Source organism: Pseudomonas sp. 43NM1 (genome assembly GCF_002836905.1).
Lineage (GTDB): Bacteria > Pseudomonadota > Gammaproteobacteria > Pseudomonadales > Pseudomonadaceae > Aquipseudomonas > Aquipseudomonas prosekii.
In genome coordinates this window covers 17,262-28,537 of sequence record NZ_MKGS01000187.1, presented here as the reverse complement: position 1 = coordinate 28,537, position 11,276 = coordinate 17,262, and the positions used below count along the sequence as shown (strand labels likewise).

The 11,276-nt window shown below is 60.5% G+C and carries 8 protein-coding genes; 5 read left to right on the top strand and 3 right to left on the bottom strand.

The window, feature by feature from the left end; translation table 11 throughout:
* Positions 1-393: 393 nt before the first annotated feature.
* Both motB and motA read right to left on the bottom strand, forming a co-directional pair.
* A complete protein-coding gene (motB, locus tag BI292_RS24595) occupies positions 394-1,443 on the bottom strand; it encodes a flagellar motor protein MotB (protein WP_092274159.1) in 1,050 nt (349 codons plus the stop codon).
* Positions 1,444-1,446: 3 nt separating this feature from the next.
* Complete coding sequence (gene motA, locus BI292_RS24590) at positions 1,447-2,298, bottom strand: flagellar motor stator protein MotA (RefSeq protein ID WP_092274162.1); 852 nt, start codon at positions 2,296-2,298, stop codon at positions 1,447-1,449.
* Positions 2,299-2,464: 166 nt separating this feature from the next.
* On the opposite strand from motA, the gene BI292_RS24585 reads away from it, so the two are divergent.
* The 4 genes from BI292_RS24585 (at position 2,465) to BI292_RS24570 (ending at position 7,712) form a co-directional block, all read left to right on the top strand.
* Entirely contained in the window at positions 2,465-4,003 is a 1,539-nt protein-coding gene (locus tag BI292_RS24585) for an HDOD domain-containing protein (RefSeq protein WP_092274165.1), read from the top strand.
* 42 nt (positions 4,004-4,045) lie between these two features.
* A complete protein-coding gene (gene rhdA / locus BI292_RS24580) occupies positions 4,046-4,861 on the top strand; it encodes a thiosulfate sulfurtransferase (RefSeq protein ID WP_101209511.1) in 816 nt (271 codons plus the stop codon).
* A gap of 18 nt (positions 4,862-4,879) precedes the next feature.
* The gene (gene asd / locus BI292_RS24575) at positions 4,880-5,740 is read left to right on the top strand and encodes an archaetidylserine decarboxylase (RefSeq protein WP_101209510.1); all 861 of its coding nucleotides are present in this window, start codon (positions 4,880-4,882) and stop codon (positions 5,738-5,740) included.
* Between the two features lie 187 nt (positions 5,741-5,927).
* Positions 5,928-7,712 carry a molecular chaperone gene (locus BI292_RS24570; protein ID WP_101209509.1) on the top strand — a complete coding sequence of 595 codons (1,785 nt, stop codon included), beginning with the start codon at positions 5,928-5,930 and terminating at the stop codon, positions 7,710-7,712.
* A gap of 163 nt (positions 7,713-7,875) precedes the next feature.
* On the opposite strand, the gene serB is transcribed toward BI292_RS24570, so the two are convergent.
* Positions 7,876-9,090: a phosphoserine phosphatase SerB gene (gene serB, locus BI292_RS24560; RefSeq protein ID WP_101209507.1), complete on the bottom strand. Its 1,215-nt coding sequence runs from the start codon at positions 9,088-9,090 to the stop codon at positions 7,876-7,878.
* Positions 9,091-9,225: 135 nt separating this feature from the next.
* On the opposite strand from serB, the gene BI292_RS24555 reads away from it, so the two are divergent.
* A complete protein-coding gene (locus BI292_RS24555; protein ID WP_092274180.1) occupies positions 9,226-10,752 on the top strand; it encodes an AhpA/YtjB family protein in 1,527 nt (508 codons plus the stop codon).
* The last annotated feature ends 524 nt before the right edge of the window (positions 10,753-11,276 follow it).

Sequence of the window (11,276 nt, the reverse complement as noted above, 5' to 3'; positions counted from 1 at the left end):
GGTTAGCCGCCCCCGGCCAGGGATGGCCGATGGCGGCGGGCCCACGGAGCAGGACCGGAGCGAGGGCATGCCGAGCCTGGGCGAGGCACCGAACGAAAGGGGCAAGAGCGCTTTGGTTACTTTCGCGCTTCTCGAAAGTGACTCGCTGTAAAAGCGAAACCCAATGCCGCCGTGACCGCAGAAATGGATATGTACACCCGACAAGAACAAGTTGGCTGATAGAAAGCTATCGCGAGCAAGCTCGCTCCCACAATTGGATCTGTGGACATCTGGGAGAACCAAGTCGGCTTGTAGAGAGCTATCGCGAGCAGGCTCACTCCTACAGTTGGAGTTGCGTTCACCTACACGGAATCAAGCGCAGAAAAAAGCCGACATCGCTGTCGGCTTCTTCGATCACTGCGCCGGCGCTTCCGCCGGTTTCGCCGGGTCACCCGGCTTCGGTGCCACGTCGTCAAACAAATTCAGACGCTCCCGAACCTCATGCGCTGGCACCGGTTGCTTGTCCGCCGGCAACGCGTTCGGGTCCACCGGCGTGGCTGGCGTGCCCGGCGCTTCACCGGGTGCGCCCTGCCCCGGAATCGCCGAAGGGTCCGCACCTTGTGCGCCTTCAATCGCCGTTTGAGCCCTCTTCGTCAACACCACAATGTCGATACGGCGGTTCACCGGATTAAACGGATTCTCCCGATCAAACAGCGCCGACGAGGCATAACCGACCACCCGCGCCACTTGCGATTCCGGGTAGCTGCCGGCGACCAGCGCGCGGCGGGCGGCGTTGGCGCGGTTGGCGGACAATTCCCAGTTACCGAAATCGCCGGTGCCGATGTACGGCTTGGCGTCGGTGTGGCCGCTGATGCTGACTTTGTTCGGCACCGCTTTAATGGTGTCGGCCATGGCCAGCAAAATATCTTCGAAATACGGTTTCAGCCGCGCCGAGCCCGAGTCAAACATCGGCCGGTTATCGGCGTCCATGATCTGGATGCGCAAGCCGTTCGGGGTGATTTCGAACAGGATCTGATCCTTGAACTTCTGCAGTTGCGGGTTCTCGTCGACCTTGTTCTGCAGTTCTTGCAGCAGCAGTTCCAGACGTTCTTTCTCGACCTGCTCGGCCATGCCTTCGACCTGATCGGTGTCGGCCGTGACTTTGTCCGGTTGCGGCTGAGATTTCACCTCGGGGTTGAGCGTGTTATCCGGCGCCAGGGTCGGCGTGCCGCCCAGATCGATGATGTACGGCGTGCCGCTCTCGGAGAAGCCGACCGGGTCTTTGAAGTAACCGGCGATAGCGATCTTCTGTTCCGGGGTCGCGGTGGACAACAGCCACAACACCAGGAAGAACGCCATCATCGCCGTCGCGAAGTCAGCAAAGGCAATTTTCCACGCGCCGCCGTGGTGCCCGCCGGCGATGCGCTTGATGCGCTTGATGATTATGGGCTGGTTATTTTCCATGACTTAACGCCCGCGAACCGCTTGTTCCAGCTCAGCGAAACTTGGGCGATGCGCCGGGTACAGAACCTTGCGGCCGAATTCTACCGCCAACGATGGCGGCATGCCGGAGGCCGAGGCCACCAGCGACGCCTTGATGGCTTCGTAGATGTTCAGTTCTTCCTTGGCATCGTGTGCCAGGGAGGTGGCCAGCGGGCCGAAGAAACCGTACGCCGCGAGAATACCGAAGAAGGTACCGACGAGCGCCGCGCCGACGTGCATGCCGATGGCCGCCTGGTCGCCTTCGCCCAGCGAAGCCATGGTCACGACGATGCCCAAAACTGCCGCCACAATACCGAAACCCGGCATGGCGTCGGCGATGCCGTTGACCGCGTGGGACGGGTGCTCGAGGTCTTCCTTGAGGCTGTAAAGCTCCATGTCGAACAGGCCTTCGAGCTCGTGCGGCGCCATGTTGCCGGACGACATGATGCGCAGGTAATCACAGATGAACGCAGTCATGCGTTCGTCTTTTATGACGGTCGGGTACTTGGCGAAAATCGGGCTCGCAGCGGCGTCTTCGATGTCGCCTTCGATGGCCATCATGCCTTCGCGGCGGCTCTTGTTGAGGATCTCGTAGATCAGGCCCAGCACTTCCAGATAGAAGGTGTGGCTGAAACGCGAACTGAACATGCTCAGGGATTTCTTGAGCACGTGCATGGTCATATAACCGGGGTTGGCCTGGAGGAATGCACCCAGTGCCGCACCGCCGATAATCATCACCTCGAAGGGCTGGATCAGGGCGGCGATTTTGCCGTGAGAAAGCACGTATCCGCCGAGCACGCTCGCGAATACGACGATGATGCCGATTATTTTAGCCATAGGTAGGAGAGCACTTACTGAGTCGGGTTCAAGGTCATATTCGGAAGTTAAAAAATCTCTTCTTCTACTTATCGGCAAAACTGCGCCAGACTATAGCCCGTTGAGGCGAAAAGCCAATTTAGCCCGCGCCGGGCGTGTATGCAGCCAACGATGATCCCGTCCAGCCATGGCTAATGAAACCAATATTGCAGCGGTAAAACCGACCACGCTCGAAGGCTGGATCAAGCTTCTCGACGGCGTGCGCCTGCCGGTTCCGCTTGAGAGTCACGAGCGCGTCTGCAAAGCCATCCGCAATAATCGCAGCTCGTTGCGCGAGATTGCCGATTTGATGCAGAACAGCCCGGCCCTGGCCTTGAGCGTGATCCGCGAAGCCAATCGTCACACCCATGGCAGCATGACCGAGCCTGCGGAAAATCTTGAAGTGGCGATCAATCGTCTCGGTTTGAAACGCACCGAAGAACTGCTCGATCGCCTGCCTACCGAAGCGCAATCGGCGATCCCGCATGCCCTGCGCCAGTTGCAGTTGATCAGCCAGCACGCGACCCAACAGGCCAACGGTTTTTTCGCCGGTCGCCTCGCGCGGCTGTGGCAGGACATTCATTGGGGCAGCCTGCTGTTTCTCTCGCCGCTGTGGCCGATGGCGCTGGCCCAGCCGAAGTTGCTGGAGGAATGGGAACTGCGCGTCATCCATAAAGGCGAGTCGGCGCGCACAGTCGAGAAACAATTATTCGGCGTGCGTTTGCTGGATATCTGCCTCGCTTTGGTTGACCTGTGGCGGCTGCCGATCTGGGTGCAGCAGGGTTATCGGCTGCTGCTCACCGAGCAACGCGAACTGGTGAAAGTGCTGCGCATCGCCCGCGACAGCGAGCATCCGCTGCGCCAGCAAAATCGCCTGGACGACGACCCGACCCTGCGTCGCTGGCTCAACCAACCGGCCAATACCGTGTTGCTGGCCAACGGCCTGGCGCTGTCGGCGCAGCAATCCTGGGACGGCCCGCACAGTCAGCGCTGGCAGTTCCTGACCGGGTTGTACCTGCAAATTTCGATGGATGAGGTGCAACAACAATTGCACCAGCAAGCCGCCAACAGCGCCCGCCAGCATGCGATGCCGGACCTCTGGCACCCGGCAGTTTCGCTGCTGTGGCCGTGGGGGACAAATCGGGTTCACGCCGGTTTGCTGCCCGCGCCGGCACCGAACGCGGAAGACCTGAGCAAGTGGCGCAAACAATGCGCCGAGCTGCTGGTCGAGCCGAGTCGGTTCACCAACGCGATGCACCTGACCACGTCCGCCCGCGATGCGCTGGTCGCGTGCGGCATGCGTCGAGTGATGATTTTGATGACCGATCGCACCCACGCCAATCTGCGCGTGCATCAAACGGCGGGCCTGCCCAAAGAAGCTGCCGGGCTGAATTTCCAGGTCAGCCAAAGCAGCGTGTTGCAACGTCTGCTTTCGCAGCAGGCGCAAGTGCGCATCACCCCGGCCAACAATGCGCAATTCTCGGCGTTGCTGCCCGCCAGCCTGCGCGCCCAGTTCAGCGGCGAACACTTGCTGCTGCGGTCACTGGTCAATAATGGCCGGGTGATCATGATTGTGGTGGCGGACCAGGGTGGCGGGCAGTTCTCGGAAATTACCGTGCAGGCTTTCGGCAAAACCGCGCAGTGCATCGAAAAAGCCCTGCATAGCTTTAGCACCCGCGGCCAATGACCCTGCGCTACAATCCCTCCCTTTGTGCTCTGGAGACCTCACATGTCTGACTTCTCTGGCTTGCCGCTGGTGATCGAGCCGAGCGACTTGCTCCCGCGTCTCGACGCCGCCGAATTGATTCTGGTGGACCTGACCAGCAGCGCCCGTTACACCGAAGGTCACCTGCCCGGCGCGCGTTTTGTCGACCCCAAACGCACGCAACTGGGCCAGCCACCGGCGCCAGGCCTGATGCCGCCGAAAGCCGCGCTCGAAGCCTTGTTTGGCGAACTGGGGCACAATCCCGACGCGGTTTACGTGGTGTATGACGATGAAGGTGGCGGTTGGGCCGGACGGTTCATCTGGTTGCTGGATGTGATCGGGCACAGCAAATACCACTACCTGGACGGTGGCCTGCCAGCCTGGCTGGCCGCAGGCATGCCGATGTCGATTCAGGTCCCGCCCGCCGTCGGTGGCCCGGTGAAGCTGACGCTGCACGACGAACCGACCGCCACCCGCGAGTACTTGCAAAGCCGCCTCGGTGCTGCCGACCTGGCGATCTGGGACGCCCGCGGGCCGCTGGAGTTTTCCGGCGAGAAAGTCCTCGCCGCCAAGGCCGGGCACATTCCGGGCGCGGTCAATTTTGAATGGACCGCCGGCATGGATCAGGCGCGCAACCTGCGCATCCGCAGCGACATGCCGCAGATCCTCGAACAGCTCGGGATCACCAAGGACAAAGAAATCATCACTCACTGCCAGACTCATCACCGGTCTGGCTTCACTTATCTAGTGGCCAAATCCCTCGGTTATCCGCGGGTCAAAGGCTACGCCGGCTCCTGGGGCGAATGGGGCAACCATCCCGACACGCCCGTAGAGATTTAAGTTTTTCAAGGACAGTTAATGAACAAGCGTCTGTTTATCCTCAGCCAATACCTGCTGCCTCACCACTTGCTCTCGCGACTGGCCGGCTGCGTCGCCGAATGCCGCGTGCGCTGGTTCAAGAATGCGTTCACCGCGTGGTTCGCCAAGCGTTATCAGGTTGACATGTCCCAGGCACTGGTCGAAGACCTGACCGCCTACGAGCATTTCAACGCATTTTTCACCCGGGCCTTGAAGGACGGCGCGCGCCCACTCGACGAAACCCCGGGCGCGATCCTCAGCCCGGCCGACGGCGCGGTCAGCCAACTCGGCCCGATTGAACACGGTCGCGTGTTCCAGGCCAAGGGCCACAGTTTCAGCGTGCTGGAACTGCTCGGCGGTGATGCGGCGAATGCTGCGCCGTTCATGGGCGGCGATTTCGCGACTATTTACCTGTCGCCGAAGGACTACCACCGCGTGCACATGCCGCTGGCCGGCACCCTGCGCGAAATGGTCTACATTCCGGGGCGGATTTTCTCGGTCAACCAGACCACAGCAGAAAACGTCCCGGAACTGTTCGCGCGCAACGAGCGCGTGGCGTGCATTTTCGACACCGAGCGCGGGCCGATGGCCGTGGTGCTGGTGGGCGCAATGATTGTCGCGTCGATTGAAACCGTGTGGGCCGGGCTGGTCACGCCGCCGAAACGCGAACTGAAAACCTTCCGCTACGACGAAGCGGCCCGTGCGCCGATTCATCTGGAAAAAGGCGCAGAACTGGGTCGCTTCAAACTGGGTTCGACTGCGGTCGTGCTGTTTGGCCCGGATCAAGTCAAATGGGTCGAAAGCCTGGGCGCGCTCTCGCCAGTGCAAATGGGCCAGGCGCTGGGTTTGCCGAACGCTTGATTCGCTAGTTCAGCCTCGCCGCTCTTCTGTAGGAGCGAGGCTTGCCCGCGAAGGCGATTTTAAGGACGCCATCGCGGGCAAGCCTTGCTCCTACAAAGCCAGTCACATGTTGAAATACTGCTCGCTGCCATAACTGCTACAGTCAGGTCATTCATCGTCCATCACCCGGTTGGAGTTTTTCCACGGCATGAATGAGACCAAATCCCCGCTGCTGCTACGCGCCCCGATCCCCGCAGGCTCGCGCCTGTCATTCTGTGAACCGACCCCCCGCGACCTCAAGCGCTGGATCGCCAACCTGCCGAAAGCCAATATCGGCGAAACCGCTCGCCAGTTGTATCAAGGTTTGAGCGAACTCAACCAACTGCTGACGCCCAGCGACAATCGCCTGCAATTGCTCGAATTGCTCAGGCCCGAGGTGTATTACGTCTGCAAACACCTCGAACGGCATTTCCTCCATCAGGCGATTGTGCTCGACGAGCGTTCGCGCAAGATCGCCAACTTGTGTCAGGCGCTGCAAAGCCATTTGGCCATCGGCTACAAACAAATCGTCCTGCGCGTCGCGCCGCGTTTCAGCAAGGACCGCGCATCGCTGCTCACTCAGGCGTTGCAACGGGCGATCCATTGCCTGAACGGCCCGCTGATCCGCGCGACCCAGTTGTATTGCCCGGTGCCGGAAGGCGTGTGGCTGGAGCTGCATCAGCTGTATCAAATTGGCTGCCAGTACAAGCTGCAACATATAAAGGTGCGCGATGAACTGGCCAGCGAAACGCCGGAACTGACCATCGAGCAAACCTACGTCGCCGCCCTGCTGCTGGGTGCGTCGCGCTGCAATCAACTGCGGCAGAACCAGATCGCCCGCCTCGCCGAAGTGCTGGAACCCTGGAGCCGCTGGATCAAGCTGCAACCCGGCAAGCAGGGCAGCGAGCTGTTTGCGGTGGCGCCGGAGCTGGATGTCGGCCCGCGCTACCGGACCAAGTTCCGCGCCGAACAGCAGGCCAATTTGCTCGGGATCGATCCGCAACCGCTGGTCGCGGCCATCGAAGCGCGCTTGCTCAACCCGACTGACACGACGTTACCCATTCCGGCCGGGCTCAATCTCGACACGCTGCAACACTTGCACGCCGCGTGGGGCCAGGCGGCCGAGCGCAGTTTTCAGCGCACCGTCGGTAATGGCACGTTGACCCTGTGTGTCGGCATGAGCGCGCTGCACTTTTATCTGGGCGGGCAACGCTCGTTCAGCGACATCCTGAAAAACCCTGCCGGCCGTCGCGCGCAATTTGCCGCGACAACTTCGGCCGCCACCGGCAAAGACAACTGGAGCCACGCCTTCGATGCCGCGCCGCAGGAAAACCCTGACGCGCTGCTGCCTTACGAGGAAATCGAATACCCGAACCTGGAGAATGACGACAATCACGAGGCCAACGACCGCAACCAGCATTTCCCGACCTACGCGTTGCCGGTGATCAATCACAGCCCCGGCGGTTATTGCCTGGCCTGGCCGGGCGCGGTGCCCGCTGAGTTGCAGGCCGGTGAAATGGTCGGCATCGAAGATGCTGCCGGCCAGGGTTGGAGCATTGCCGTGGTGCGCTGGATTCGTCAGGTGCGTGGCGGCGGCACGCAGATGGGCATCGAGCAGGTTGCGCCGTACGCCGAGCCTTGCGGCCTGCAATTGGTGCGGACACGGGACGATCACAGCCAGTATTTGCGCGGATTATTGTTGCCGGCGATCAGCGCGATTGATCTGCCGGCAACGCTGCTGGCCCCGCGCCTGCCGTTTCAGGAAGGCAATAAAGTGCTGATCAACACCAACGGCCAGGAACGCCGCGCCGGGCTCGATCGGCGGGTGTCGAGCACCAACAGCTTCAACCAGTTCGCCTATCGATCGCTGGAAGCGAGCAGAACCGAAAACGCCGCAGGCAGCGGCGTGATTGGTGCGGAAGAGGATTTTGATTCGTTGTGGAAGACGTTGTGAGTCTTGCCAAAACATCTGTGGCGAGGGGGCTTGCCCCCGTTCGGCTGCGCAGCAGGCGTAAACCCGAATAACTCGGTGTGCCTGAAAGGATGCAGGGGGCCGCTTCGCGACCCAACGGGGGCAAGCCCCCTCGCCACAGAGGCCCGCTTAGGCGACCACGATCTCAGAGCTGCCCATCACGATCACGGAAACCCAGCAGATACAAAACGCCATCCAGCCCAAGGGTGGAAATCGCTTGCTTCGCCGACTGCTTCACCAGCGGTTTCGCGCGGAACGCCACGCCCAGACCGGCAATCGCCAGCATCGGCAGGTCATTGGCGCCGTCGCCGACGGCAATGGTCTGCTCCAGACGCAAACCTTCCTTGTGCGCCAATTCTTTCAGCAGATCAGCCTTGCGCTGCGCATCGACAATCGGCTCGACCGCGACACCCGTGACTTTGCCATCAAGCACTTCCAGCTCATTGGCGAACACGTAATCGATGCCGAGTTTCGCCTGCAATTGCTTGGCGAAGTAGGTGAAGCCGCCGGACAGGATTGCGGTTTTGTAACCCAGACGCTTGAGTTCGGCGAACAGCGTTTCCGCGCCTTCGGTCAGGCGCAGCGAAGCACCGATTGAATCCAGCACGCTGACGTCGAGGCCTTTGAGCAACGCCAGGCGTTCCTTGAAACTGGCGCGGAAGTCCAATTCGCCGGCCATCGCCCGCTCGGTGATCGCCGAAACCTGCTCGCCCACGCCCGCAGCCTTGGCCAGCTCGTCGATGACTTCGGCTTCGATCAGCGTCGAATCCATGTCGAACACGGCCAGGCGCCGGTTGCGGCGAAACAGCGAATCTTCCTGAAATGCGATGTCGACGTTCAGTTCTTGCGCAACGCTGAGGAATTCCGCGCGCAAGGCTTGTGCATCCGCCGCTTCGCCGCGCACCGAGAACTCGATGCAGCCCTTGCCCTTGTCGGCCGGGGTGTCCAGCGGCATACGCCCGGACAAACGATCGATGTGATCGATGTTCAAGCCATACTTCGCGGTGATCGAACTGACTGCCTGCAATTGCCCGGCGGTGACTTTGCGGGTCAACAGCGTAACGATGTGGCGTTTTTTCCCCTGATTGCCCACCCATTGCTGGTAATCCTCTTCGGACACCGGGGTGAAACGCACCTGCTGATCCAGTTCATAGCCCTTGAACAGGATGTCCTTGAGCACCGACTTGCCTTGCTCCGTGTCAGGAATTTCAACCAGGATGCCGAACGACAAGGTGTCGTGGATCACTGCCTGACCAATGTCGAGAATGTTCACACCACCCTGGGCCAGAACGCCGGTAATGGCCGCAGTCAGACCCGGTCGGTCGACTCCCGTGATGTTTATCAGGACGATTTCGCGCAAGGCGCACCCCCGCAGGTGGAAAAAAACCGCATTCTACCCACTTTCAGTGACCATCGGGCACCGTCAACGCTTTGCCGGTCTAGGGCCTGTCGCTATACTGCGCGTCAACTTCACGGACAAAAGAGCCGAGCTCAAGTGAACCGGCCTACGCCAGTAAAAACCGATAACTTCTTCCTGCTGATCTTCCGTGCACTGCGCCACCGCCGTGTACCGATTGCATTGCGCATTGCCAGCCATAACGTGATCCTGGTCGCTCTGGCCCTGGTGATTTATGCCTGTGTAATGGGTTTGCAGTTCAAGCAGGCCATGCACGAGCAGGCTGATGCGCTGGGCGAAAGCCTGACCACGCAGACCGCCACCTCGGCCACCGAGCTGTTGGTGTCCAACGACATCCTCAGCCTCAACGTGCTGCTCAACAACCTGACGAAAAATAAACTGGTGGCCCACGCCGCCATTTATAGCGTGGATAACCGCATCCTCGCCGAGTCCGGCCAGCGCCCCAAGCACAGCCTGCTGGGCGAAGCTGAAGGCATGTATGAGAGCAAGATTACTTTCCAGGATGTCAGCGCCGGGCAACTGCGCATCAGCCTGGACATGGATCAGTTCCAGCAGCCGATGACCATCAGCCTGCAAAGCATGGGCATTTTGAGCGCGATTCTGCTGGCCTTGTCGCTGGCCTTGAGCCTGCGTCTGGGTCGCCATATCTCGACGCCGCTGCTGCAATTGCGCGTGTGGCTGCGCAACATCGACGAATACACCCCGGCCACTGAGCGCCAGGATGAGATCGGCGACCTCGCGCGTCAGTTGCACGCCAATTTCGCCCCGGAACCGACCGAACCGGAGCCGACGCCCGAGCCTGAATTCGATGACGAGGATTACGACGAAGAGGCTGATCCAGCCTTCGAAGTACGTAACCTGCGCGATCCGAGCTTTGACGAAACCAAACCGGTTGCTGGCCTCAAGCCTGCTCCGCGTCAGGTGGTCAGCACCGTTGAAGACGATGACGACGAAGATCCGTTCGCCGATCTGCGCGACGTAGCCGTCGATACCGCGCCGAAAACCCTGGCAAAACCGGTGATCTCCAACGTTCCGCAGCACAGCGCCGTGTTGGCCGTGCAGTTGGGCGCACAGGATCAACTGCGTCGCCTGCCGCGCACGCGCCTTGAGGAATTGCTCAAACGCTATCGCGATTGCCTCGATCAAGCCGCGTCGCTGTATCAAAGCGAGCTGCACACGCTGAACGATGGCAGCACGCTGATGCTGTTCCACACCGAAGACAGCGGCGACGATTACCTGACCAACGCAATTTGCTGCGGCGAATTGCTCCGCGCCTTGGGCCATCAGTTGCAGATTGAAGTCGCGGACAGTGGCATCACGCTGCAATTGCAGCTGGGCCTGACGCTGGGTGACGAGTTGTTTGGCTTGAGCCAGATTGATCTGCTGCTGACCGAAGCGGCGCAGGATGCCTTGGCCCTGTCGCAACACAGCCGCAATCTGCTGCTGGTGGAGCGCAAGATCAGCGACGACGCCTTGATCCGCCAACGTGCGCGGATCCGCCCGATCGCCAGCCCGGAAGGCGCGTGCTGCGTGGAGCGGTTGATGGAGCCTTATCCATCGATGCTCGAGCGGCAACTGGCGCGGATGCACGAACGCCGGGCGTAAAAGCCTTGATGTGAAAAAAGCCCGCCGACAAGTAATTGTCTGCGGGCTTTTTGTTGGGCAGGAATTGTATTTACCCCAAGAACCACCCCTCTCCCTAACCCTCTCCCCAGAGGGGCGAGGGGACTGAGCGAGTTGTCCTCTCGAGTTACATCGACCTGGGATATCGGGTCGAACTCAGGTGTTGAACAGCATGGAAGATCTGCTCCCTTTCCCTCTCCCCCTTGGCGCGAGGGGACTGAGCGAGTTGTCCTCTCGAGTTACATCGACCTGGGATATCGGGTCGAACTCAGGTGTTGAACAGCATGAAGATCTGCTCCCTTTCCCTCCTTGGGGCGAGGGGACTGAGCGAGTTGTCCTCTCGAGTTACATCGACCTGGGATATCGAGTCGAACTCAGGTGTTGAACTGCATGAAGATCTGCTCCCTTTCCCTATCCCCCTTGGGGAGAGGGTTGGGGTGAGGGGTGACTCTCAAGCCGGACACCTTTTCCAGGCCCCCATCAATCAATCCGCAGAAACAACAAAG

What these genes read in the sequence shown, in the direction of transcription:
- motB (WP_092274159.1), bottom strand. Translation starts at nt 1,443, where the DNA reads ATGGAAAATAACCAGCCCATAATCATCAAGCGCATCAAGCGCATCGCC.
- motA (WP_092274162.1), bottom strand. Translation starts at nt 2,298, where the DNA reads ATGGCTAAAATAATCGGCATCATCGTCGTATTCGCGAGCGTGCTCGGC.
- BI292_RS24585 (WP_092274165.1), top strand. Translation starts at nt 2,465, where the DNA reads ATGGCTAATGAAACCAATATTGCAGCGGTAAAACCGACCACGCTCGAA.
- rhdA (WP_101209511.1), top strand. Translation starts at nt 4,046, where the DNA reads ATGTCTGACTTCTCTGGCTTGCCGCTGGTGATCGAGCCGAGCGACTTG.
- asd (WP_101209510.1), top strand. Translation starts at nt 4,880, where the DNA reads ATGAACAAGCGTCTGTTTATCCTCAGCCAATACCTGCTGCCTCACCAC.
- BI292_RS24570 (WP_101209509.1), top strand. Translation starts at nt 5,928, where the DNA reads ATGAATGAGACCAAATCCCCGCTGCTGCTACGCGCCCCGATCCCCGCA.